The sequence below is a fragment of the Mycobacterium persicum genome, from assembly GCF_002086915.1.
GTDB classification, from domain to species: Bacteria; Actinomycetota; Actinomycetes; order Mycobacteriales; family Mycobacteriaceae; genus Mycobacterium; species Mycobacterium persicum.
On record NZ_MWQA01000001.1, the window covers coordinates 4,447,994 to 4,471,569 of the forward strand.

Consider the following 23,576-nt stretch of genomic DNA (forward strand, 5'->3'; position numbering starts at 1 on the left):
ACATGAGGGGCTCCTTCCTCGGCTAAGCGGGACCCGCATACGGGCTAGCTATCGGACGCGAAATCACGTGCGGCAGTTTCCGGAACTCAGGTGGCCAACCGGGAAGGCCGCCGGTTTTGCTTCGCGCGGGTCTGTTTGCGTGCCAGGGCGCGGGCCAGCAGCCGGGCGACGCCGAGTTCGATGCCGCGGGCGAGTTCGTCGACGTCGGGCGTGGCGTCGTAATCGGCGGTAATGCCGAACACCAGGGTGTCGACATAGGTGAGCATGCCGATGACCGTGCGCAGGTGCATCGCGATCGGCGGTACCGGCAGCAGCTCTTCCACCCGGCGGCCCAGGACCTGCAGCCGCTGGCGGGGGGCCGGCACATTGGTCGCCAGCGTGACCACGCTGCGCTGCGGCAGCCGCGCCAGTAGCCGAACCGTCCACGCGCTCAACACGAACGGCACGACGTTGGCCAGCGCGACAAAGGCGCTCGCCGCCTGGCGCTCGCCGCTGCCTTTCAGCCTGTCCAAGCGGGTGTGCACCGACCGTAACCGCTTCACCGGGTCTTCCTGCTCCACCGGTAACGACGGCAGCATCGCCGACACGCGAATATCGGTGCGGTCCATGGCATCCGGCGTGCGCACCGATACCGGGATCAGCGTACGTAGCGAGTTGCGCCGCGGCTTCTCACCGCGACGCAGCAGGACCGCCCGATAGCTATCGGTGATGGCGGCCAGTGCCACGTCGTTGAGTGTGACGCCGAAGACCTCGCACACCGTTTCGACATCTTTGAGCGACACTCGCGCCGCGCTGTAACGGCGCATGTTCGTCACCGAGCCGCGCAGCGACGAGTTTGCGGCGGGAGCGAGTAGGCCGGCAACGAATTCGGCAGCGCCTTTGGCGGTGTGCGCGGCCGCGCCGGTGGTGGCCACCGATGCGCGCCACAGTCCGCCGGCCCAGCTCAGTGGGTTGAGGCTGAGCCCGGCCGGGTTGCCGATCGACGTCGGCGGTTCTTTGGCGGCGCGGATGTCGGTCGCGAACGTCGCGGCCGGACCCGTATCGGCGATGTTGGCCAACATCCGCATGGCGGCAATCCCGTCGGCGATGCAATGGTGGATCTTGATCAGCGCCGCCCACCGCCGTTCCGGCAGGCCTTCGATGATCCAGCACTCCCACAAGGGGTGGTCGCGATCGAGCCGGCGCTCCATGAGATCGGCGATGGTCCGGAACAAGGCGGCATCGTCACCGGGCCGCGGCAATGCCGCCCACCGCACATGGTGGGTGATGTCGAAGTTGGCGTCGTCGACCCATTCCGGCGCCGCGAGTTCCAACGGATGCTTGTGTACCAACTGCGTCAACCGGGGGATGGTTCGCATCCGCTCCGACAGTGTCTCGACGAGTTCGTCTCGCCCGGGGCTGGGTCCGTCGATGACGGCCAGCGCGCCGATGGCCAGGCTTACGTGCCTGTCGGCGTCCTCTGCCTCCAGGAAACTGGCCTCCATGGTCGTCAGCTGTTCCACCGCCAGCCACCTCCGATCCCCATCGATCGGCATCACTATCCGCGGGACGGCACCGAGGGCAATAGTGCCGTTAGTCCCCAAGGACTAGTGCCGGACTTCCCAACCTGGTCGAATCATCGCCACTCGCTCCGGCGAACGGCGCGTTCAGTGGATCGGGACCGGTGACTCGTCCGCCACGTCGGACAACTCACGAGGCGCGATGCCCACGTACCTCATGATGCGATCCAGAACGATGTTGGACAGATCGCCGTCGTCGGCAACCCGGCCGAGGCCGCGCCGTCGCAGGAAAGTGTCCAGGCGCCGATCGGGCGACCAGCCGGCGTAGATGGTGTCGACGTAGCGTGAGCGCAAGAATTCCCAGGCGAGACCATCGACGTCGGAATCGGTCAATAATGGTGGTTCGCCACGCATAGCCGTCCTAATCCTTGCTGAGCCACGACCGCAGCCAAGTTACGTGGACCAAGTCATCATTTCGTCACACTCATGTTGCGGAATAGGGTCTAAAGTCACCTGTCCGGTATGTCGGCTTGTGCGCCAAGGACCATAGACCCTGGTGAACGACCCCTGGCGGGCCGCAGACTGGCGCTATGGCCAAGACGATGAAACGGATTGCCGGGGTGGGGGCCTCGCTGGCAGTGTTGTACGCCGCGCGCCGGTACTACCGCAACTGGGGTACCACCAAGCAGGAAGCCCGGATGCTGCTGCCCGGCGACAGCTTGGTCAGCGACCCGGCCACCCAAACGACCGAAGCGCTCAACATCGACGCCCCGGCCGCTGCCGTGTGGCCGTGGTTGGTGCAAATGGGTCAGGACCGCGGTGGCTTCTACGGTGGTGAAGGGCTGAAAAATCTAGCCGGGCTTGGCCACAACGACGCCGATCGAGTTCACCCGGAATGGCAACAGCTCGGGGTGGGCGATGTGGTGCGGCTGGCTCCCGAAGGCTGGATGGGCCTGCCCGACGGGGTGACTTTGCGTGTCGCCGAAATCGTGCCCGACAAATACCTCGTGCTCAATGCGACCCGACCGGACCTGCGCTGGAATGCGGTGTGGTCTTTTCACCTGCAGCCGCATTGGGAGGATCGCGTGCGGCTCCTCACCCGCGCCCGGATTGCGCTGCGCCGCCCCGGCGAAGTGTTCGCCCTGGAACTGGCCAGGCCGTTGATCTCGCTGGGCACCCGAGGACTGCTGCTCGGTGTCAAGCACCGGGTTGAGCGGCTGCCGCTGCCGCAACCCACCGCGCCCGGTTGCTGAGATTCGCTGCGGATACCCGGTGTGACAGCGCGATGTTGCGGGTCCGAGCACAGTGCCCGGGCCCGCAACGCTTGGCTAATTGGTCGCAACCTGGATGTGCTTTGCGGGCTTGGCGGGCTCCGAAACCCGAACGGAGACGGTCAGGATGCCCTCGTCGTAAGTGGCCTTGATGTCGTCCTCGTCGGCACCCCCCGGTAGTGAGACCGTGCGAACGAACGAGCCGTAGGAGAACTCCGACCGAGCCCGAAGTCCCCACTCGACGCGTCGACCGAGCTTCTCGCGTCGCCACGCGGGGCCATTGATCCGCGACCAGAAGGTCAAACGACCCTAGTGTCCGCCGCAGCGTCGGCTTACGTTCGGTAGTAGGCGAATCGAACTCGAGGAGAGGATGCGATGACCACCGCCCGCGACATCATCAACGCCGGCGTGACATGCATCGGTGAGCACGAGACGCTGACTGCCGCTGCCCAACACATGCGTGAGCGCGACGTCGGCGCGCTGCCAATCTGCGGAGACGCCGACCGGCTCCATGGAATCCTCACCGATCGTGACATCGTGATCAAAGGCATTGCGACGGGGCTCGATCCGAACACCTCTACCGCTGGTCAGCTGGTGCACGATCACATTCACCACGTCGGCGTCAACCCAACCATCCCGGCGACGCTCAACGTCATGGAAGAGCATCAGGTCCGCCGTCTTCCGGTCGTAGAAGAGCACCGCCTGGTGGGCATCGTCACCGCAGCGGACATCGCCCGGCACCTGCCCGAGCACTCCATCGCCCAGTTCGTCAAGGCGATCTGCGCGCCGATGGCCATCACCAGCTAGCGACGTCGGCGGCCCGGGCCTGGTCCGCCAGTTTCGGAGGTTATCGACGTGCACGACGAGATCCCACTGGGACGGATCGCCGGGTTTTCGGTGAAGGTCCACTGGAGCGTGCTGGTCATCCTGTGGTTGTTCACCTGGAGCCTGGCCACCACATTGCCCGGTACGGTCAAAGGTTATGCGCCCGTGGCATATTGGCTCGCCGGCGCGGGTGGAGCAGCGGTTCTGCTGGCGTCGCTGCTGGCCCATGAACTCGCGCACGCCATCGTCGCTCGCCGTTGCGGGGTACCCGTCGAGAACGTGACCCTGTGGCTGTTCGGCGGAGTGACCACGCTGGGCGGTGAAGCCAAGACACCCAGGGCCGCGTTCCGGATCGCGTTCGCCGGCCCGGCCACCAGCCTGGCGCTGTCCGCGACATTCGGCACCCTGGCCGTCGCGCTCACCGTCATACGGACCCCGTCGATCGCGATCAGCGTCGCCTGGTGGCTGGCGGGGGTCAATCTGCTGCTGGGTCTGTTCAATCTGTTGCCGGGCGCGCCGCTGGACGGCGGCCGGCTGGTCCGGGCCTATCTCTGGCGCCGTCACGGCGACATCGTGCGCGCCGGAATCGGGGCGGCGCGCGCCGGACGCGTCGTCGCGCTCGTCTTGATCGCGTTGGGCCTGGCCGAGTTTGTGGCCGGCGGCCTGGTCGGCGGCGTCTGGTTGGCCTTCATCGGCTGGTTCATCTTCGCCGCCGCTCGGGAGGAGGAAACCCGGATTTCGACCCGGCAGCTGTTCGCCGGCGTCACGGTCGCGGACGCGATGACCCCCCGGCCGCATACCGCGCCCGGGTGGATCACCGTCGAGGAATTCATCCAGCGTTATGTGCTCGGCGACCGCCACTCGGCCTACCCGGTTGCCGAGCAGGACGGATCGATCATGGGTTTGGTCACGCTACGGCAGTTGCGGGAGCTGCCACCCGCCCGCCGCGGCACCACCAGCGTGCGCGACATCGCCGTGCCACTGCAGGAGGTGCCGACCGCGGCACCCCGGGAGCCGCTGAGCGCGCTGCTCGAGCAGATGGCGCCGGCCGGCCCCCGTAGCCGCGCCCTGGTCGTCGACGCCGGCGCGGTGGTCGGCATCGTCACGGCCAGCGACATCGCGCGGCTTGTCGACGTCTACCGGCTCGCCCAGCCCCAGCCGGCCAGCCAGTGGGACCAGAAGTGACGAGAAGTAGTGCCGCGCAGGGGTATTCGACAGGGTGCCGGGATAAAGACAGAGGAGAACGGACATGAAACCGGTCGTTGTCGGGGTCGACGGTTCGCCGGCGGCGATCACGGCCGCCTTATGGGGTGCCGACGAGGCCCGCAGCGCAGCCGTGCCGCTACGCCTGATCTCGGTCATCAAGACCACGCATCCCTCCCCGGAAGACTACGAAGGTGACCTGCGGCATGCCGAAACGTCTTTGCTGACAGCGCAAGTCGCGGTGGCGGCCACTGGCAAGCAGGTCAAGGTCGAGACCGACACCCCTCGCGGCCCGGCCGCGGCGGTTCTCGTCGAGGCCTCCCGCGATGCCGAACTGGTCTGTGTCGGATCCACCGGGATGCGGCGCTACGCTCGCTCGATTCTGGGTTCGACGGCAACCGAGCTCGCCGAAAAAGCGCACTGCCCGGTCGCGGTGATCCGATCGGATGCGGATCAGCCGCCGCCGGATATCAACTGGATTGTGGTGCGCATGACCGACGCGCCTGACAACGACGCCGTCGTCGAGCAGGCGGCCCGGGAAGCGCTGCTGCGGCAAGCACCCATACTCGCGCTGGGCGGGCGGCCGGAGGAACTCACCGAAACCCCGGACGGCGACTTCGAACGCCGGGTGCACGATTGGCACCAGCGCCATCCCGACGTGCGGGTCTACCCGGTCACCACCCAAGCGGGCATCGCGCGCTTCCTGGCCGAGCACCGCGAGCGGGTACTGCTCGCCGTGATCGGAGCGGCCGAGGCCGGTCAGCTGGCGCGGCTGGTTGGCCCGTCGGGACATCCCGTTTTCCGGCACCCGGAATGCTCGGTGCTGGTGGTCCGCGACTGAGCTCGCGGGCCGATCTGGCTTGGCCGCACACGCCGGGCGCTGCGGGACAGGGGAATTACGGGCCTGGGCGGGCCCGATAACCCATGTGTTGCCGGCGGCGGGTGACGAGGTATCGGCGGCTGTCGCGCAACTCGTTGGCGCATATGGCCAGGAATACCAGGCCGTCGTCGCGCAGGCCGCCGCGTTTCACAACCAATTCGTCCAGGCGCTGGCCGGTGCGAGCAGCGTTTACGCGCAAGCGGACGCCGCCAACGCGGCCCTGCTGTTTCGGCCGTCGAACGCGCTAACGCAATCAGCGCCGATCCCGAGTCAACGCCGCCTACATCCAGCCCAGCTTCTCGGGGGCCATCGACCAACCCGTGTACACACCCGAGCAATTCTGGCCGTGGGACAAACTCACCTTCGGCCAATCAGTCGCCGAGGGTGTGACGCTGCTGAACAACGCGATCAATACGACATTGAGCAACCCGGAAAATAGCGCCCTCGTTTTCGGTTACTCGCAGAGCTCCACGGTGGCCACCAATGAAACAAGCGCTCTGATGGCGATGGGTTCGCCCGATCAAGACCGGCTGTCCTTCATGCTGATGGCTAACCCCAATAACCCCAACCGCGGGATCCTGGCGCGTCTGCCGGGCTTCTACATCCCCATTCTGGATGTGCCTTTCAACGGTGCGACACCACCGAATTCACCTTACCCGACAACCATTTACACGGCCCAATACGATGGCATCGGGAATGCCCCGCAGTACCCACTCAATGCCATGTCGACCCTCAACGGCTTCATGGGCCCGTTTTACATCCACGGCCAATATCCTGACTTCACGTCCCCACAGGTTGCTAACGCAGTTCGGTTGCCGACGTCTCCGGGCTATACCGGCAACACCGAGTACTACATGATCCTGACTCAGATCTGCCGCTGCTGCAGCCGATTCGTGACATCCCCTTTATCGGTCCTCCGATCGCCGACATATTCCAGCCCAATGTGCGGGTGCTCGTCGATTTGGGCTATTCGTCCTACGGGCCCGGGCTCAGCTATGCGGATATTCCGACTCCTGCCGCGTTTGTTATCGGTACCCAACCCCTTCACCGTCATTCCCTATCTGGCGTCAGGGACCGTGCAAGGACCCCAAGCCCGTCGGTGGATATTGGTTTGTTGCCACAGTCCTATACGCCGAACGCCTACCCGTATCTTCCGTCCATCAACCCGGGAGTGAATTTCTTCCTGGGTCAGCCGACGGTGACAGTGCTATCTGTGCTGGGTGGTGCGGTCGGGGACGTGCTGGAGCTGATTCCGCCGGCGTGAATTGACCAACCGACTTAATCGGGCGATTCGCGTGCCACGATCACCGGTACCTGTGCCAGCTGCGCGACCGCTTCCCCGACGGAGCCCACCGACATGCCGGCGAACCCGCCGCGGCCCCGGCTGCCGACGACCACCAGCTGGGCTTGTCCGGACTTGTCGACGAGCTGGCGCGCCGGCTGATCCTGCACGACGATCCGGGTTACCGCCACATCCGGATACTGTTCCTGCCAACCCGCCAAGCGCTCGGCCAGCACCTGTTCGGCCATCGATTGTGTTGCCGGCCAATCGATTCCGGGCCACTCCGAGATGTCGATATCGCTCCATGCATGCAGGCCCACCAACCCGACGCGCCGGCGTGTGGCCTCGTCGAATGCGAACGCGGTAGCCAGTTCGGAGGCCGACGAGCCGTCGATGCCCACCAGTACCGGCGCTTGACCGCGGTGCGCCGCCGACGGGTCGTCGTCGTGGACGATCACGACCGGACAGTGCGCGTAGCGCAACACGGCGGAGCTGACCGAGCCCAGCAGCCGGCCGGGCCATCGTCGGCCGCCCAGGCAACCCGTGACCACCATTTCCGCGTCTTTGGACAGGTCGACCAACGCGGGAACGGCAGCCGACCCCAGGATTTCGGTGTGTACGCCGGCGGGACCTCCACCCTGAGTCGCTTCGTCGACGACTTTGAGCGCCTCGTCGACCAGTCGGCGTCCACGATCCTGTTGCCATTGCGCCAGACCCGCCGGCATGGGCATCTTCAGCCGGGTCGACACTTCGGGGGACACTGCGTGCACCAATGTGAGTGGAATATTTCGTAGCTCGGCATCGCGGGCCGCCCACTGCACCGCCAGCCGGGCGGATGGTGACTCGTCGATGCCGACGACAATTCCCAGAGGTGCGTTGCGCGATGACATGACCCGACGCTATCGGCGGCCTCCCGGCCGGGTCAGAGCCGTTTGTCACCAGCGTGCGGGCATAAGTCCCGGACCTTCAGCGATCAGATGCTCGATGTGGCGGGTTTAGAGGCGATGATCGCCACGGCGGCCAACCGCTCCCGATGCTTGCGGAATGTGTTGCGCATCACCAGCACTCGCTTACGCGCGGCCGGTTGGGTGAGGACGTTCTTGGCAAAGCGCAGCGCACCGAACAGGCCTTCGTCGGCGATCAGCCGGCGCGGCTGCAACAGTGCCATCGGGGCGGTCGCGACGTGCTCGACAACCAGGCCGTGTCCGGCCAGCAGCTGGGACCATTCGGCAATGGTGAGCGGACGCGCGTTGACCTTGATCGCCCGTGCCAGCGACTGCCTGACCTCGGTGCTGACGTCGTCGGGCACGTCGTCGGGCGTCAGGGCCAGCTCGTGGATGGCGTAGCGGCCCCGCGGGCGCAGCACCCGCGCCGCTTCGGCGACGATCGCATGCTTGGCGGCATCCCCCTGCATGGTCAACATCGCCTCGCCGATCACCACATCGACGCTGGCGTCGGGTAATCCGGTATCGGAGGCGTCGGTGACCCGCACGTCGCCCGGGTTTCCGTGATCGTGTAGCACCCCGCGAACTAGGTTGGCGGCATCGGGGTCGCCTTCGGCGCCGACGTACGACCGCGGGTGCCGGACCAGTATTTCGGCGGCGGTCCGGCCCAGGCCCGGAGCCAGCTCGAGCACGTCGGCGTCACTGACGTCGGCGCGGGCCAGCAGGGTGCGGGTCAGCTCCACGCCACCAGGCCGTAGCACTCGTTTGCCCAGCCGGGCCAGCAGCCAGTGCCCCTGCAGATGATCCTCGTCGCGATTCGACTGGGGCAGTGGCCGCTCGCAGCCTTCTGGTTCGTCCGCCATCAGCTGCCTTGGGGCGCAGCGGGTTCCAAGGCCAGCGCCTGGCGCCGCTGATGCACGGTGAGATATCGCAAGCCCTCTGGGCCGGCAGTGAACTGCCGGCGCGAGCGTCGTGGCAGCCAGAGCAGTGCGCCCGGATGCAGGTTGATGGTGCCCTCCTCGGTGTTCAGCCGGCCGCTGCCAGACACTACATGGACCAAGACGTCGAGATCGGGTCCAGTATGCATGCCGATTCCGCCGTCGGGCGGCAGCGCGACGATGTTGGAGTCCAGATCACGCTCCCGGATCTCCAGTTTCCATGCTGCTCCGGTCACGTCGGCGTGGTCGGCGTAATCGTTGGTGTCGGCCAGGATCCGAGGCAGTGGCGTGGTGGTCAGCTTGCTGATCCGGATGCGCCACACCTCGGGACCTTTTTCGAGGTATTCCCAGCCGTGGCTGCCGGGGTGTTCGGTGTCGAACTCGGCGCGCAGATGCTTGGGGTCGTGGTTGTTGACCAGAACGAACGAACCGCCGGTGGGCAGTGCGGCGTAGCTGGCGAAAATCCTCGGATGCTTGTCTGGTTTACGTAGTTGTCTCACGTCAAGTTCGTTGTCGGCCATAGGTTTCCCATCATCCATAGTTTTTACAAATACATTTGTGTAAACTCTAGCGCATGACGTACGTGATCGGAAAGCCATGCATCGACGTGATGGACCGCGCCTGCGTGGAGGAGTGCCCGGTCGATTGCATCTACGAGGGCGGCCGCGCGCTCTATATCCACCCGGACGAATGTGTGGACTGCGGCGCCTGTGAACCGGTATGCCCGGTGGAGGCCATTTATTACGAGGACGACCTGCCGGCCGAGCTGCAACCCTGCCGGGCCGACAATGCGGCGTTCTTCACCGAAACCCGGCCGGGTCGGGACGAACCGCTGGGTTCGCCGGGCGGGGCTGCCAAGATTGGGCCCCTAGGGGTTGATACTCCCCTGGTGGCCGCCGAGCCCAGAGTCGACGATTCCGGAGGTGAGTAATATCGCCAGATCAGTCCAGGAGCCGACCGGACGCCGTCGCGCGGTGCTGCGGGTATTGCGGGCATCGCGCGTCCCGCTGAGCATCGTCGCCATTGCCGACGCGCTGGAAGTACATCCCAACACCGTGCGATTCCACCTCGACGCCCTGGTCGCCGACGGCCAGGTGCAGCGCGTCGAGTCCGGCCCGCGCGGTCCGGGACGGCCGCCGCAGATGTTCTCCGCGGTCCAGCAGATGGATCGCGGCGGCACCCGGCATTATCGGCTGCTCGCCGAGATCCTCTCCAACGGGCTTGCCGCCGAGCCTGATTCACGTACCAAGGCGCTCGCGGCCGGACGCGCCTGGGGGCAGCGGCTGCAGGCGCCGCCGGCGGGCAGCAGCGCCGAGAAGTCGATCGACCACCTGGTCGGGGTGCTCGATCAGCTGGGGTTCGCTCCCGAGCGCCGGATTTCCGACGGGAAACAACAGCTGGGCCTGCGCCACTGCCCATTTCTGGAACTCGCCGAAACCCGATCCGGCGTCGTCTGCCCGATCCACCTCGGGCTGATGCAGGGAGCTCTGGAAACATGGGCGGCACCGGTCAGTGTCGAGCGGCTGGACGCGTTCGCCGAACCGGACCTGTGTCTGGCCCACCTCTCGCTGAAAGGAGCCGCCAGGTGAGCAGCGGACCGGCGATCGAGGTTGCCATTACCTTCGTGTGGCTCGGCATGGTGCTGGCCATCTCGTTCCTGGAAGCCCCGCTGAAGTTCCGGGCGCCCAATGTGACGCTGCAGATCGGCCTCGGTATCGGCCGTCTGGTCTTTCGTGCCCTCAACACCGTCGAGGTCGGATTCGCGCTGGTCCTGCTGGCACTGGTGGTGGCCGGGCCGACGCCGGTGGGCATCAGCGTCGCCCTCGGGGTCGCGCTGGCCGCGCTGGCCCTGCAACTGATCGCCGTGCGTCCCCGCCTGACCCGCCGCTCCGACCGGGTGCTGGCCGGCCAGGAGGGGCCTCGCTCCCGGGCCCACTACGTCTACGTCGGTTTTGAGGTGGTCAAGGTGGTCGCCCTGGTGGTGGCGGGGATACTGCTACTGAACGGCTGAAAGGACTCATCGATGGAATCCATTTCGCTGACCGAGCTGGCCGCCGAAAAGCTGGCCGAGGCGAAACAGTCCCACAGTGGACGGGCTGCGCACACCATCCACGGCGGGCACACCCACGAACTGCGGCAGACCGTGCTGGCCCTGCTTGCCGACCATGACCTGTCCGAACACGACAGCCCCGGCGAGGCGACGCTGCAGGTGCTGCAGGGACACGTGCGCCTCACCACCGCCGACGACGCCTGGGACGGCAAGAGCGGCGATTACGTCGCGATTCCGCGCACCCGGCACGCCCTGCATGCGGTGCAGGATTCGGTGGTCATGCTGACCGTGCTGAAAGACCAGCCCGGCGCCCACTAAGCGTGCTCTTTACGCCCTGGTCCCGGGGCTTCGGCCTGCGGGTGCCCATCGTCAACGCGCCCATGGGCGGGGTGGCCGGCGGTCGTTTGGCCGCCGCGGTCACCGCTGCCGGCGGTCTGGGCATGATCGGCATGGGTAGCACAGCGACCAGGGCGTCGCTGGCCGAACAGCTGCGGCAGGTGACCGGCAGGTTCGGGATCGGGCTGGTCGACTGGGTGATGCGTGCCGAGGTTGGCCTTCTGGATGACGCGCTGGCCGCGCGGCCGGCGCTGTTGTCGGTCAGCTTCGGTACCGACTGGTCCTGGGTGGGCAAGGCGCACGACGTCGGAATCGTCACGGCCACACAGGTTTACGACGCTGCTGGAGCACGTCGCGCGGTTGACGCCGGGGTTGACATCGTGGTCGCGCGCGGGGCCGAGGGGGGCGGCCACGGCGAGGTACGGCTGGGCACGCTGCCGTTGCTGGACGCCGTTCTGGAAGCCGTGTCGGTGCCGGTGCTGGCCGGCGGCGGCATTGCCTCGGCCCGGAGCCTGGCCGCGGTGCTGGCCGCCGGTGCCAGCGGGGCCTGGGTGGGCACCCGGCTGGCGGCGTGCCCCGAGGCGCTGACCGGTGAGGGCAGCCGTCGGGCCCTGATCGCGGCACGCGAAACCGACACCCGGGTCAGCCGGGTCTTCGACGTTGCCGCCGGCCTGCCCTGGCCGGAGCGGTACCCCTCGCGGGTGTTGGCCAACGACTTCGTCGCGCAGTGGACGGGCCGGGAGGATGAGCTGGCCGCTGACCCGGATGCCCGGGCGCGGTTAGCCGCCGCGGTCGCTGCCGAAGACCCGCGGGTGGCGCCCGTCGATGCGGGGCAGGGCGTCGGGATGATCGGTGACGGCGCGTCGGTGGCCGAGGTTATCGGACCGATGTGCTTGGCGGCGGAGAGTTTGCTCGTTCGCTGGGGCTCATAGGTTCGACCGGCGCTTGAGCACGACGCAACACCTTTGCGGCCCGGGATCCAGCCGGGCGTCGGGGCCGTACGGCGCCAGGGCGTCGGACACCCCGGTGATCAGCGCGTGGTTCATGGTGCAGGCCAGCTCCGTCTGCTCCTGGGCCAGCGCATGGAACGGGCAGTTCGCCAGCTCGACTTCGCCATCGGTGCGGCGGGGCTCGTAGCCGTGCCGGCGCAGCACCCGCAACGCCACCTCGAGCGCCGCCGCGGCGTCCGCGGGCTTGGCGACGCCGTCGCCGATCGTCTGGCCGTAGTCGTGGGCGACCTGGTTGAGCACCTCGGCGGCGGATTCGCCGGTGGCGGCCGACCGGGCGATGGCCGCGGCCATCAGCCGTCCCGCGAGCTCGTACTCCCGCTGTGGAAGGCTGACCGCGATATCGCGCGGAGCCCTGCGGTACAGCTTGGCGGTCCGTCCCGCACCCGGGCCGGAGCGGCCCGTCACACGTGCGTAGTCGGTCTCCAGCAGGCCCTCGGCGGTGAGTCGGTCGAGGTGGAATTTGGCCTGGTGGTGGGCGATTCCCAGGGCGTCCGCCGCCTGGTCGCGGCTCACCGGTCCCGGTTGTGAGCACACGTACTCGTACAGCCGATGGCGCACCGGGTCGGCCAGTGCGCCGATCCCGGCGGCGTTGCGTTCGAGTGAGTCCGTCATCGGTCTGTTTCTAAGAGACAAAACACTTGACGGTACAGCTTACACGCTCTAACGTACAAAATACTGTCCTATAGAAATGGAGGGGTCATGAGTACCAGACAAGCCACCCAACCAGGAGCCGGCGCGCCCGCCCTGGCCGACCAGTTGAAGGACCCGGCGTATTCGGCGTACTTGCTGCTTCGAACCGTGTTCACGGTGGCGCCCATCGTGTTCGGGTTGGACAAGTTCTTCAACCTGCTGACCCACCCGCATCACTGGAGCATGTACCTGGCCGGTTGGATCGACAACCTGGTGCCCGGTACCCCCGACCAGTGCATGTACCTGGTGGGCGTGATCGAGATCGCCGCCGGTGTGCTGGTTGCGGTGGTGCCGCGCTTCGGTGCCTGGGTGGTGGCGGCCTGGCTGGCCGGGATCATCCTCGACCTGGTCACCGGTCCCGGGTTCTACGACGTAGCACTGCGGGACTTCGGTTTGCTGGCCGGCGCTGTCGCCCTGGCCCGGCTGGCCCAGGGTGTGCACCGGGGTAGCATCGGGCGCCGTTGACCGACCCGTCACACCCCGCGCAGGTAGCGTTTGGCGATGATGCGCTGGACCACCGAAACGACCGGCCCGCCGAGCTTGCTCCACCAGGTCCCGGGCCGGGAGAACGCCGACACCTCCGCGTATACCGCGGAGGTGTTCGCGTCGTAGCGCACGGCGAACCGTTCCTCACCGGACTCCGGGTGACCCGGCAGCGTGCCGTAGGCGAATCCGCGGGTGTCGGGTTCGTCGATGATGTACACGACGCGGCAGGGCGCGCGCAGCAGACCCATCATCTTGACCACCACGATCGCCGAAACCACCGCGACGTCGGAACTCGCCGCAACGCCCAGGCCGGCTCCGCGCTGCATGCCCCAGCGCATGACGGCATCGGCGGCCTCCTCGAAACGCGCACGGCCAGAACCGATCTGGGCCGACATGCTGAGGTGATCGTAGCCCGGCGGCAACTGCGCGGCCGCGGTCGCGCCCACTTCGGGATAGGTCAGCTGAAGGTCGGCGAGCGCATCCAGGTCCACACACCCAGCTTGCCACGACGGATTGCGGCGCCGGGTTGGCGGCGTACGGTCGGAATGGTGACCACACAAACCTCGAAACCTTTGGCAGCAGCATCCGGAACATTCACCCTCGGCGGTGACTTGACGGTCAACCGGCTCGGGTTCGGTGCGATGCGCCTGACCGGTGAGGGCGTGTGGGGGCCACCAGCCGACCGGGCCGAATGCGTCCGGGTGTTGCGGCGCGCCGTCGAACTGGGCGTGAATTTCATCGACACCGCCGATTCCTACGGCCCTTACGTGTCCGAGGAGATCATCCGCGAGGCGCTGCATCCCTACTCCGGCCTGGTGATCGCCACCAAGGCCGGGTTGCTGCGGACCGGGCCGGGGGTGTGGATTCCGTTGGGTAACCCGAGCTATCTGCGCCAGGAGTGTGAGATGAGCCTGCGGCGTCTGGGCGTCGACACCATTGACCTGTTCCAGCTGCATCGCATCGACCGCCACGTTCCCCTGGAAGATCAAGTCGGCGAACTGCTCGCGCTGAAGAACGAAGGCAAGATCCGTCATATCGGCCTGTCCGAGGTCGATGTGGACCAACTCAAGGCGGCCCGGCAGATCACCGAAATCGTGTCGGTGCAGAACATGTACAACCTGGCCTCGCGGGGCGCCGAACCACTCGTGGATTTCGCCACCCGGCACGGCGTCGGCTTCATTCCATGGTTTCCGCTGGCGTCGGGTCCGCTGGCCGCCGCTGATGGCCCGCTGCGGCAGATCGCGGCCGAGCATCATGCGACACCGTCGCAGCTGGCGCTGGCCTGGCTGCTGAAACGGTCACCGGTGATGTTGCCGATTCCGGGCACCTCGAGCGTGGCGCATCTGGAGGAGAACGTCGCCGCGGCCCAAATCCCGCTGAGCGACGACGAATTCGAGCTGCTGGCGGCCATCGGCGAGCAGAACGCCTGACTCGGGCTGTGCACCGTATTCCGCGGTAGGCGGGCGAAATCGAGACCGAAGTCGACCGCCGAATTCTGTTCAATCTGTTTGGAACGTTTAAGAAATCGAGTCGTCGTCAGGACTTTCGGCGTAGCATCCTCAGGCCAAATTGTGCCGATTCAGCGGAGGCTGGGATGTCGTATGTCATAGCAACACCGGAAACCGTTGCCGCGGCGGCAACGGAGCTGGGCGGTATCAGCGCGGCACTTCGAACGGCCAACGTGGCCGCGGCCGCCCCGACGACCGCGTTGCTGGCCGCGGGGGCCGATGAGGTGTCGGCGGCCATCGCGGCGTTGTTCTCAGGGCACGCTGAGGCTTATCAGGCCGCTAGTGCCGAGGCGGTCGCGTTTCATACCCGGTTGGTGCAGGCCTTGAGTGCCGCGGCTGGTGCGTATGCCAACGCAGAGGCTGCCAACGCATCTCCGTTGCAGAGCCTGCAGCAGGGTGTTCTGGGCGCCGTCAACACGCCGACCCAAGCGCTGCTGGGCCGGCCGCTCATCGGTGACGGCGCCAATGGCGGGCCTGGTCAGGCAGGCGGCCCGGGAGGCTTGTTGTACGGCAACGGCGGCAATGGCGGGAACGGTCTGCCGGGACAGGCCGGCGGCAACGGCGGCAGCGCGGGGCTGATCGGCAACGGTGGCGCCGGCGGAAAGGGTGGGGCCGGAGCGGGTGGCGGCAACGGCGGCATGGGCGGGTGGTTGGTCGGGAACGGCGGCGCTGGCGGGATGGGCGGCGCCGCGGCGCCAAACATCAACGGCGGCACCCCCGGCCAGGGCGGCATGGGCGGCCATGCCACCCTATTCGGCGACGGCGGCGCCGGCGGGCAGGGCGGCACCGGCCTCACCGGGGCTAACGGCGTCAATCCGGCTGTCAACGGCATAGCCGGGCAAGGCACCGACGGCACCCCGGACTTCCTGTTCAACGCCAGCGGTGATGTGACCGGTGGTAGCGGTCAATCGGGCGCGGATGGCGCGTTTGCGGCCGTCGGTGGCACGGGCGGGAGTGGCGGACTCGCGTTCGTCTTTGGCGGCACCGGAAACGCCATCGGCGGCAACGGTGGCACCGGGGGTGTCGGTGGAATCGGCGGCGCCGGCGGCTTGGGGGGGAACGCCATCACCACCTCCGGTGCCGCGGTGGGGGGAGACGGCGGCAACGGGACCATTGGCATTGCCGCCGGCGGCGCCGGTGGCGCCGGCGGCGAAGGCGGATTGGGTAGAAGCTTTGCTGACGGAGCCGCCAGCGGCGGTAGCGGTGGCTTGGCCGGTGGCGGCGGCACTGGCGCCGCCGGCGGTACCGGCGGCACCGGTGGCGCTGGTGGTAACGGCGGGCACGGTGGATTGCTAATCGGCAACGGCGGAGTCGGCGGCAGCGGCGGCATAGGGGGCACCGGCGGTGCTGGCGCCTCGGGCGGTTCGGGCGGCAGTGGCGGTGACGGCGGATCTGCCGAAGCCAGCACGAACCGCAATGCCACCGGCGGCACCGGCGGTGGAGGCGGGGACGGTGGGCTCGGCGGCACCGGCGGTACCGGCGGTGGCGGCGGCTCGGGTGGCAACGGTGGTCGCAGTGGGCTGCTGTTCGGCAACGGCGGTGCCGGCGGCGTCGCCGGCACCGGCGGCCAGGGTGGTGCCGGCGGCACCGGTGGTCAGGGAGGTGTCGGCGGCACCGGTGGTGACGGCGCCGGCGTGACCCCAAACAATGGCGCTTTCGGCGCTGGCGGATCCGGAGGCACTGGCGGCGACGGCGGCGCGGGTGGCACCGGAGGCAACGGCGGCGGCACCGGTATCGGCGGACTCGGCGGGTCGGGAGGGTTGCTGATCGGCCAAGCGGGCGTCAACGGCTCCGCTGGCGGTGGCGGTGCCGGCGGCGCCGGTGGCAGCGGCGGCGGGCTGGGCGCCGGCGGTACGGGCGGGACCGGAACCACCCAGAACGGAGGCGATGGCGCCGACGGCAGCATCGGTGCTGACGGCCTGTCTGGCCAACCGGGTTAAACCAGGGCTCACCACGCGGGCCGGCACGTACCGTGCAACCTGATACCGTCCTAATACGGTCCTAATACGGTGTTGTGATGGCAGGTCAGCATCAACGACACCCGGGCGGCGGATTCAATCCCCCCGAACCGACCACCAAGGGTGGGCCCGACTACGGCCGGTTCATCGACGCGGTGCGCAAGCTGCAAGACCATGCCCGGGCCGCCGATGCCCCCGACGACGTGATCACCGAGGCCGCCGACCTGCTGGAGAAGGTGTCGGCACTGCTGACGCCGTTCGACGCCGACGAATGGCACTCGCCGTCGGGCCGGCGGATGGACCTGTTCGTGCGCGGCAACATCCTGACCGTGCCGATGTCGGCGCGTAAGACCGACGACGGCCGGATCCACGGCTGGGCCCGATTCGCCCGATTTCACCTGGGCCGCAACGCCGCCGTGCACGGCGGGGCGCTCGGGTTGCTTTTCGACACCGTCCTGGGTTTGACGGCGTCGGTGCTCACCGGCAGCACCCGGCAACGCACGGCCTACCTCACGATCAACTACCGCAATATCGTGCCCATCGAAACAAAGTTGCAGGTCGACGCGGGAGTCGACCGGGTCGACGGGCGCAAGATCTTCGTCTCCGGCCGGTTGACCGACGGCGACACCGTGCTGACCGAGGCCGACGCGTTGTTTGTGCGGCTCAAGCCCGGGCAGCCTTAGTTCTCAGCCTTAGTTCCCAGCAGGCGCCACAAGCCGGCGGCGTCGGAGTCGATCGCCTCGACGATGTTCTCGGTGCCCCGCGAGTCCCACACCGCAGGTCCACAAGCGGAGAGTTTCTCGCGGCTGACCTCGTCCGGACTGGTTCTCATGTTCCCGGCTCCGCCGTGGGGAATGTCGCGTTCGGCCACCAGCTCGCGGCCGTCGCGCAACCTCACCCGCACTCGCGCCGGAAACGTCATCGTGAACGCGTCGAGTGCCGCCGGCGCCCACGGCGGTCCGGTCGCGGCGCGGCCGGCGGCACCGATCCCGCGCGCTCGCAGGGCGCGCAGCACGGCCATGCCGTCGCCGACACCAACACGAATCCCCTTGTGCCCGCGGCGAGTTCGTCGAACCGCGGCGAGCAGCCGGCGGGTTGGCGTGCCGGCCGTGATCGCACGCACCGGAAGCAGCGGCGCCATCGCCTCGGCCGTGCGCAGGGTAAGGGACCAGTCGTGGCGCACCGACACCCGGTCGGCCACCTCGGCGAGCTCGCGGTGGTGGGTGGCCAGCCACTCCTCGTTGACCTCGACGGGCGTGAGCCGGCCGGCGACCAGCGTGACCGCGACGGTCCACGGGATCGAGAAGTTGATGGTCACCGGCGTGGGCATCCGGACGGCCGTGTCCCCGTGCGACATGGCGTCCATCCCGCCCGTCAGCCCGCCCGCCTCGACGACGACCGACGCGACGTCGGCGGCCGGCGGCGGCCCGAGTTCAAGCAGCGCATCGACGGTTGTATCAACATAGGCGCACCCCGGGTAGCGCTTGATGCTCATCGTCCGGGTCGCCCATCCGGAGCCAAGGCCGCCGAGAAGCGCGGGCAGCGGCGCATAGCAGAACGCATCGAAAAAGCCCTGCGGATGGTCCAGGGCATCCAGCGGACCGGTGACGCCGCGGGCAGCGAGTCGGGCGGCCCGCATCCCGGCCAGAGTCGGCTCGGCCGCCGTCAGTAACTTCGAGTCGGGCGCCATGAACCCGGGCACCGTGGCGCGCGGAGCTTGGTAAAGGGCAAGCGCCAGGGCATGCGCCAGCCGGCCGGTGTCCAGCCCGAGCAGGCGTCCTGCGGCGACCGCCGATCCGGCGGCGTGCACGAACGACCACAGCTGACCATTGAGCGGTCCGAGCAGGCAGGCGCCGCCCAACCGGGCCTCGAGTTCGTTAGCCGCAATCTGGGCGGTGAGTTGCTCGGCCGCCGAGGCGCCGGTCTCGGCGGCCAGCACTACCGGCACCAGCACGGCGGAGTGGCCGGCGTGAGCGAAGCACACATAGTCGTCGAAATCGAGCGCGATCGACAACGCGGCCGCCGCATACAGGGCAGCGTCGACGGCGACCGAGCGGGGCAGCCCTGGCACGAGAACCGGGCCGTCCCCGGCCCAGGTTTCGACGCCCGCGAGCACCCGCCGGGATGCGACGTCGCCGGTCGAAGCGGCCACGGCGGCGAACACGGATCGGCGTTGGGCGCGGCAGAGGTCGACCACCGCGTCCGGGACGTCGTCGAGACGAAGGTCAGCGACCCATGCGGCCAACCGTTCGATGGTCGTCACCACGATCGCACGGTAGGCGCGCATCGATCGACGGGTCAATCCGCGTGGTCGGGCACACCGATAGCATGGTCGCGTTCGTTCCGACACGCCCCAGCCTTGGAGACCACCCGATGAGCCCCCCCGCACACCCCGTCCCCGGAGCCGACGGCGGCGACCCGCGGCACCCGATCCGGGTTCCGGCCGGGACCACCGCGGCGGCCGCGGTCAGCGAGGCGGGGTTGCCCAGGCGGGGCACGCCCGACGCGATCGTGGTGGTGCGCGACGCCGAGGGCAAGCTGCGCGACCTGGGCTGGGTGCCCGATGTCGACGTCGAGGTGATGCCGGTGCCGGCCAACACCGAAGAAGGCCGCAGTGTGATCCGGCACTCGGCCGCCCATGTGCTGGCTCAGGCCGTCCAGGGCCTGTTCCCGCAAGCCAAACTGGGCATCGGCCCGCCCATCACCGACGGCTTCTACTACGACTTCGACGTGGCCGAGCCGTTCACGCCCGAGGATCTGGCGGCGCTGGAAAAGCGGATGCGCCAGATCGTCAAGGAGGGACAGCTATTCGACCGACGGGTCTATGCGTCTAAGGACCAGGCCCGCGCGGAGCTGGCCAACGAGCCCTACAAGCTCGAACTCGTCGACGACAAATCCGGGGACCCAGACATCATGGAGGTCGGCCCCCCAGGTAGTAATGACGAGCTCACTGCTTACGACAACCTCAATCCCCGCACCCGGCAACGTGTTTGGAGTGACTTGTGCCGCGGACCCCATATCCCGACCACCAAACACATCCCGGCCTTCAAGCTGACCCGGAGTTCGGCGGCCTACTGGCGCGGTGACCAGAGAAACGCCAGCCTGCAACGGATTTACGGCACCGCGTGGGAGTCACAGGAGGCGCTCGACCGACACCTGGAGCTCATCGAGGAGGCGCAACGGCGCGATCACCGCAAGCTGGGGGTCGAGCTGGACCTGTTCAGCTTCCCCGACGAAATCGGTTCCGGCTTAGCGGTTTTCCACCCCAAGGGGGGCATCGTGCGTCGCGAGCTGGAGGACTACTCGCGGCGCAAGCACACCGAGGCCGGCTACCAATTCGTCAACAGCCCGCACATCACCAAGGCCCAGCTGTTCCACACCTCCGGACACCTGGACTGGTACGCCGACGGCATGTTCCCCCCGATGCATATCGACGCGGAACACAACCCGGACGGCTCGGTGCGCAAACCCGGCCAGGACTACTACCTCAAGCCGATGAACTGCCCGATGCACTGCCTGATCTTCCGGGCGCGCGGCCGGTCCTATCGTGAACTGCCGTTGCGGCTCTTCGAGTTCGGCACGGTGTACCGCTACGAGAAGTCCGGCGTGGTGCACGGGTTGACCCGGGTGCGCGGGCTGACCATGGACGACGCGCACATCTTCTGCACCCGTGACCAGATGCGCGACGAGTTGCGCTCATTGCTGCGGTTCATCCTCGACCTGCTCGGCGACTACGGTCTGACCGACTTCTATCTGGAACTGTCCACCAAGGACCCGGACAAGTTCGTCGGATCCGATGAGGTCTGGGAGGAAGCCACCAACGTGCTGGCCGAGGTGGGTGCCGAATCCGGCCTGGATCTGGTGCCGGACCCGGGCGGCGCCGCGTTCTACGGCCCCAAGATCTCGGTGCAAGTCAAGGATGCGTTGGGCCGCACGTGGCAGATGTCGACGATCCAGCTCGACTTCAACTTCCCGGAGCGCTTCGAGCTGGAATACACCGCCAAAGATGGTGCGCGGCAGCGCCCGGTGATGATCCACCGCGCGCTGTTCGGGTCGATCGAGCGGTTCTTCGGCATCCTCACCGAGCACTACGCGGGGGCGTTCCCGGCGTGGCTGGCGCCGGTTCAGGTGGTCGGCATCCCGGTCGCCGACGAGCACCTGACATATCTGGAAGATGTTGCGGCACAGCTGAAGTCGTACGGGGTACGGGTCGAGGTGGATGGCAGCGACGACCGGATGGCCAAGAAGATCGTGCATCACACCAACCAGAAGGTGCCGTTCATGCTGCTGGCCGGTGACCGCGACGTGCAGGCCGGCGCGGTCAGCTTCCGGTTCGGCGACCGCACCCAACTCAACGGCGTGCCGCGGGACGCGGCGGTGGCGGCGATCGTGGAGTGGCTCGCAACCCGCGAAAACGCTGCTCCGACAGCTGAACTGGTGAAAGTGGGCAGCGGTGGGTGACGAGCAGCACGCTGACCGCGAGGACAGCACGATCTTGGATCGGGGCGTCGGTCAGCGCGACCACCTAGAGCGGCTGTGGACGCCCTACCGGATGAACTACCTCGCCGAAGCGCCGATGAAGCGCCCCGAGGCCGAGCGCTCGCAGCCGTTCACCGAAATCCCGCTGCTATCCGACGAGGAAGGTCTGGTGGTGGCCCGCGGCGAACTCGTCTACGCCGTGCTCAACCTCTATCCATACAACCCGGGGCACCTGATGGTGGTGCCTTACCGTCGGGTTTCGGAGCTCGAGGACCTGACCGAGCGGGAGAGCGCGGAGCTGATGGCGTTCACCCAGAAGGCGATTCGCGTCATCAAGAAGGTGTCGCGGCCACACGGCTTCAACGTCGGCCTGAACCTGGGCACGTCGGCGGGCGGCTCGCTGGCCGAGCATCTGCACGTGCACGTGGTCCCGCGGTGGGGCGGCGACGCGAACTTCATCACCATCATCGGCGGCTCCAAGGTGATTCCGCAGTTGCTGCGCGACACCCGCCGGTTGCTGGCCACCGAATGGGTCAGGCAGCCGTGAGCAGGAGCGGCGCGCATGAGTAAGGTGCCGTTTCTGTCCCGGGCGGCCTTTGCGCGGATCACCGATCCGCTGGCCCGGGCGCTGTTGTGGATCGGCCTGACGCCCGATGCCGTCACCATCATCGGGACCACGGCTTCGGTGGCCGGTGCGCTGGTTCTTTTCCCGATGGGCAGGCTGTTTCCCGGTGCGTGTGTGGTCTGGTTCTTCGTGCTTTTCGACATGTTGGACGGGGCCATGGCCCGGCAACGCGGCGGTGGCACCCGATTCGGCGCGGTGCTGGACGCCGCCTGCGACCGCATCAGTGACGGCGCGGTGTTCAGCGGTCTGCTGTGGTGGATCGCGTTCGGCATGCGTGACCGGCTGCTGGTGGTGGCGACGCTGGTTTGTCTGGTCACCTCGCAAGTGATCTCCTACGTCAAGGCGCGGGCCGAAGCCAGCGGCCTGCGCGGCGACGGCGGCATCATCGAACGCCCGGAGCGGTTGATCATCGTGCTCGTAGGTGCGGGAGTATCGGATTTTCCGTTCATCGCGTGGCCGCCGGCGTTGCCGGTGGCCATGTGGGTGCTGGCCGTGGCCAGCGTGATCACCCTGGGTCAGCGGTTGCACACGGTCTGGACTTCGCCCGGGGCCACCGACCGCATACCGCCATCGGGCGGTGGGACGCAAACGCAAGGTCACCCGAAACCGGGCAGCCCCGGAAAGACGCAGCAGTGACCGCCACCCCGGCCGGCGTGCAATTCCGCGGGAGCCCGCGTCGCCTGTTGACCGGTCATGCGACCGACTGGGCCTATGCGGCAGGCTGGCGGGTCGTGCGCGCGATGCCGGAGTTCGCCGCTCGCAACGTCTTCGATGCCGGGGCGCACTACGCGGCTCGCCGTGGCGGGCCCGAGCAACTGCGCAAGAATCTGGCCCGGGTCATCGGGGTGCGGCCCGCCGACGTCCCGGACGCCTTGATGCGTGCTTCGCTGGAGTCCTACGCCCGCTACTGGCGCGAGGCGTTCCGGTTGCCGACGATGAACCACCGCAAGGTGGCTCGACAGATCGACAACTCGTTCCAGGGTCTCGACCATCTGGATGCCGCGCTGGCCGCGCGCCGCGGTGTTGTGGTGGCTTTGCCGCACAGCGGAAACTGGGATATGGCCGGCATGTGGCTGGCGCAGACGTATGGCACGTTCACCACCGTCGCGGAACGACTCAAACCCGAGTCGTTGTATCGGCGTTTTATTGAGTACCGGGAACGCCTGGGGTTCGAGGTGCTCCCGCTGTCCGGCGGCGCCAAACCGCCGTTCGAGGTGTTGTGCGACCGGTTGCGGGCCAACCGGGTGGTCTGCCTGATGGCCGAGCGCGACCTGACCCGCAACGGCGTCCAGGTGGACTTCTTCGGTGAACCCACCCGGATGCCCGCGGGGCCGGCCAAGCTGGCCATCGAGACCGGAGCGGCGTTATTGCCGGCGCACTGCTGGTTCGAACCCAATAGTTGGGGTTTTCGGGTGTATCCGGCCCTGGACTGCACCAGCGGCGATGTCGGCACCATCATCCAGGCGTTGGCCGACCGGTTCGCGGCCAACATCGCCGAGCACCCCGCTGACTGGCACATGCTGCAACCGCAGTGGCTGGCTGATCTGTCGGAGGCCCGGCGGACCCGGCTGAGGCACAATTGAGGCCCAATT

The 23,576-nt window shown here is 67.7% G+C and carries 25 protein-coding genes and 2 pseudogenes; 18 read left to right on the forward strand and 9 right to left on the reverse strand.

The genetic code is table 11. The features are described from left to right. Positions 1–86 precede the first annotated feature (86 nt). Positions 87–1,502, reverse strand: coding sequence for a WS/DGAT/MGAT family O-acyltransferase (locus B4U45_RS20305; RefSeq protein ID WP_219859494.1), 1,416 nt, complete (start codon positions 1,500–1,502; stop codon positions 87–89). 144 nt (positions 1,503–1,646) lie between these two features. Next, on the reverse strand, positions 1,647–1,913 hold the full coding sequence (locus tag B4U45_RS20310; protein WP_075547577.1) for a hypothetical protein: 267 nt from the start codon (positions 1,911–1,913) through the stop codon (positions 1,647–1,649). Positions 1,914–2,089: 176 nt separating this feature from the next. Between B4U45_RS20310 and B4U45_RS20315 the strand changes: the two genes are divergently transcribed. Continuing rightward, complete coding sequence (locus B4U45_RS20315; protein WP_075547576.1) at positions 2,090–2,752, forward strand: hypothetical protein; 663 nt, start codon at positions 2,090–2,092, stop codon at positions 2,750–2,752. A gap of 75 nt (positions 2,753–2,827) precedes the next feature. Here the strand turns inward: B4U45_RS20315 and B4U45_RS20320 are convergent. Then, positions 2,828–2,992, reverse strand: a pseudogene (locus B4U45_RS20320) (Hsp20 family protein); the annotation flags it as partial. Positions 2,993–3,145: 153 nt separating this feature from the next. Between B4U45_RS20320 and B4U45_RS20325 the strand changes: the two are divergent. The 4 genes and pseudogenes from B4U45_RS20325 (at position 3,146) to B4U45_RS29960 (ending at position 6,942) form a co-directional block, all read left to right on the forward strand. After that, positions 3,146–3,577 carry a CBS domain-containing protein gene (locus tag B4U45_RS20325; RefSeq protein WP_083154316.1) on the forward strand — a complete coding sequence of 144 codons (432 nt, stop codon included), beginning with the start codon at positions 3,146–3,148 and terminating at the stop codon, positions 3,575–3,577. 48 nt (positions 3,578–3,625) lie between these two features. Then, positions 3,626–4,780, forward strand: coding sequence for a site-2 protease family protein (locus tag B4U45_RS20330; RefSeq protein ID WP_083154318.1), 1,155 nt, complete (start codon positions 3,626–3,628; stop codon positions 4,778–4,780). A gap of 64 nt (positions 4,781–4,844) precedes the next feature. After that, on the forward strand, positions 4,845–5,639 hold the full coding sequence (locus B4U45_RS20335) for a universal stress protein (protein ID WP_075547572.1): 795 nt from the start codon (positions 4,845–4,847) through the stop codon (positions 5,637–5,639). 19 nt (positions 5,640–5,658) lie between these two features. Further along, positions 5,659–6,942: pseudogene (locus B4U45_RS29960) on the forward strand (PE family protein). A 14-nt stretch (positions 6,943–6,956) separates the two neighbouring features. Here B4U45_RS29960 and B4U45_RS20350 read toward each other — a convergent pair. From B4U45_RS20350 to B4U45_RS20360, 3 genes are all read right to left on the reverse strand, one after another. Next, entirely contained in the window at positions 6,957–7,850 is an 894-nt protein-coding gene (locus B4U45_RS20350; RefSeq protein WP_075547571.1) for a universal stress protein, read from the reverse strand. A gap of 83 nt (positions 7,851–7,933) precedes the next feature. Continuing rightward, positions 7,934–8,767, reverse strand: coding sequence for a class I SAM-dependent methyltransferase (locus tag B4U45_RS20355; protein WP_075547570.1), 834 nt, complete (start codon positions 8,765–8,767; stop codon positions 7,934–7,936). After that, positions 8,767–9,363: a DUF2249 domain-containing protein gene (locus B4U45_RS20360; RefSeq protein ID WP_075547569.1), complete on the reverse strand. Its 597-nt coding sequence runs from the start codon at positions 9,361–9,363 to the stop codon at positions 8,767–8,769. Before B4U45_RS20360 ends, B4U45_RS20355 begins: the two co-directional genes overlap by 1 nt. Positions 9,364–9,416: 53 nt before the next feature. On the opposite strand from B4U45_RS20360, the gene fdxA reads away from it, so the two are divergent. The 5 genes from fdxA to B4U45_RS20385 are packed head-to-tail and all read left to right on the forward strand — an operon-like array spanning position 9,417 to position 12,160. Beyond that, positions 9,417–9,773, forward strand: a complete 357-nt coding sequence (fdxA, locus tag B4U45_RS20365) for a ferredoxin (protein WP_075547568.1) — start codon at positions 9,417–9,419, stop codon at positions 9,771–9,773. Next, on the forward strand, positions 9,766–10,431 hold the full coding sequence (locus B4U45_RS20370) for a helix-turn-helix transcriptional regulator (protein WP_075547567.1): 666 nt from the start codon (positions 9,766–9,768) through the stop codon (positions 10,429–10,431). Before fdxA ends, B4U45_RS20370 begins: the two co-directional genes overlap by 8 nt. Further along, positions 10,428–10,853: a hypothetical protein gene (locus B4U45_RS20375; protein WP_075547566.1), complete on the forward strand. Its 426-nt coding sequence runs from the start codon at positions 10,428–10,430 to the stop codon at positions 10,851–10,853. Before B4U45_RS20370 ends, B4U45_RS20375 begins: the two co-directional genes overlap by 4 nt. 12 nt (positions 10,854–10,865) lie before the next feature. Further along, positions 10,866–11,210, forward strand: coding sequence for a cupin domain-containing protein (locus B4U45_RS20380; RefSeq protein ID WP_075547565.1), 345 nt, complete (start codon positions 10,866–10,868; stop codon positions 11,208–11,210). A gap of 2 nt (positions 11,211–11,212) precedes the next feature. Next, complete coding sequence (locus B4U45_RS20385; RefSeq protein ID WP_099288381.1) at positions 11,213–12,160, forward strand: NAD(P)H-dependent flavin oxidoreductase; 948 nt, start codon at positions 11,213–11,215, stop codon at positions 12,158–12,160. On the opposite strand, the gene B4U45_RS20390 is transcribed toward B4U45_RS20385, so the two are convergent. Further along, the gene (locus tag B4U45_RS20390) at positions 12,155–12,850 is read right to left on the reverse strand and encodes a helix-turn-helix transcriptional regulator (RefSeq protein ID WP_075547563.1); all 696 of its coding nucleotides are present in this window, start codon (positions 12,848–12,850) and stop codon (positions 12,155–12,157) included. The genes B4U45_RS20385 and B4U45_RS20390 overlap by 6 nt on opposite strands. Positions 12,851–12,937: 87 nt before the next feature. Between B4U45_RS20390 and B4U45_RS20395 the strand changes: the two genes are divergently transcribed. Beyond that, positions 12,938–13,393, forward strand: a complete 456-nt coding sequence (locus B4U45_RS20395; RefSeq protein ID WP_075547562.1) for an Rv2617c family stress response/phage resistance protein — start codon at positions 12,938–12,940, stop codon at positions 13,391–13,393. 8 nt (positions 13,394–13,401) lie between these two features. Here B4U45_RS20395 and B4U45_RS20400 read toward each other — a convergent pair whose 3' ends face one another. Next, positions 13,402–13,905 (reverse strand): DUF1990 family protein, encoded by a 504-nt coding sequence (locus B4U45_RS20400; RefSeq protein WP_075547561.1) that lies wholly within the window; start codon positions 13,903–13,905, stop codon positions 13,402–13,404. A gap of 54 nt (positions 13,906–13,959) precedes the next feature. Between B4U45_RS20400 and B4U45_RS20405 the strand changes: the two genes are divergently transcribed. From B4U45_RS20405 to B4U45_RS20415, 3 genes are all read left to right on the forward strand, one after another. After that, positions 13,960–14,844: an aldo/keto reductase gene (locus B4U45_RS20405; protein ID WP_075547560.1), complete on the forward strand. Its 885-nt coding sequence runs from the start codon at positions 13,960–13,962 to the stop codon at positions 14,842–14,844. 164 nt (positions 14,845–15,008) lie between these two features. Beyond that, positions 15,009–16,862, forward strand: a complete 1,854-nt coding sequence (locus B4U45_RS20410; RefSeq protein WP_122526428.1) for a PE family protein — start codon at positions 15,009–15,011, stop codon at positions 16,860–16,862. A 77-nt stretch (positions 16,863–16,939) separates the two neighbouring features. Then, positions 16,940–17,563, forward strand: a complete 624-nt coding sequence (locus B4U45_RS20415) for a PaaI family thioesterase (RefSeq protein WP_075547558.1) — start codon at positions 16,940–16,942, stop codon at positions 17,561–17,563. Here the strand turns inward: B4U45_RS20415 and B4U45_RS20420 are convergent. Further along, the gene (locus tag B4U45_RS20420; RefSeq protein WP_219859495.1) at positions 17,560–19,146 is read right to left on the reverse strand and encodes an MmgE/PrpD family protein; all 1,587 of its coding nucleotides are present in this window, start codon (positions 19,144–19,146) and stop codon (positions 17,560–17,562) included. The two genes, B4U45_RS20415 and B4U45_RS20420, sit on opposite strands and share 4 nt — an antisense overlap. A 107-nt stretch (positions 19,147–19,253) precedes the next feature. Between B4U45_RS20420 and thrS the strand changes: the two genes are divergently transcribed. The 4 genes from thrS to B4U45_RS20440 are packed head-to-tail and all read left to right on the forward strand — an operon-like array spanning position 19,254 to position 23,567. Beyond that, positions 19,254–21,341 (forward strand): threonine--tRNA ligase, encoded by a 2,088-nt coding sequence (thrS, locus tag B4U45_RS20425; protein WP_075547603.1) that lies wholly within the window; start codon positions 19,254–19,256, stop codon positions 21,339–21,341. Next, the gene (locus B4U45_RS20430) at positions 21,334–21,906 is read left to right on the forward strand and encodes an ATP adenylyltransferase (RefSeq protein ID WP_075547556.1); all 573 of its coding nucleotides are present in this window, start codon (positions 21,334–21,336) and stop codon (positions 21,904–21,906) included. Before thrS ends, B4U45_RS20430 begins: the two co-directional genes overlap by 8 nt. A 15-nt stretch (positions 21,907–21,921) precedes the next feature. Beyond that, positions 21,922–22,620: a phosphatidylinositol phosphate synthase gene (gene pgsA, locus B4U45_RS20435; protein WP_075547555.1), complete on the forward strand. Its 699-nt coding sequence runs from the start codon at positions 21,922–21,924 to the stop codon at positions 22,618–22,620. Further along, positions 22,617–23,567 (forward strand): phosphatidylinositol mannoside acyltransferase, encoded by a 951-nt coding sequence (locus B4U45_RS20440; protein ID WP_075547554.1) that lies wholly within the window; start codon positions 22,617–22,619, stop codon positions 23,565–23,567. Before pgsA ends, B4U45_RS20440 begins: the two co-directional genes overlap by 4 nt. Positions 23,568–23,576 lie beyond the last annotated feature (9 nt).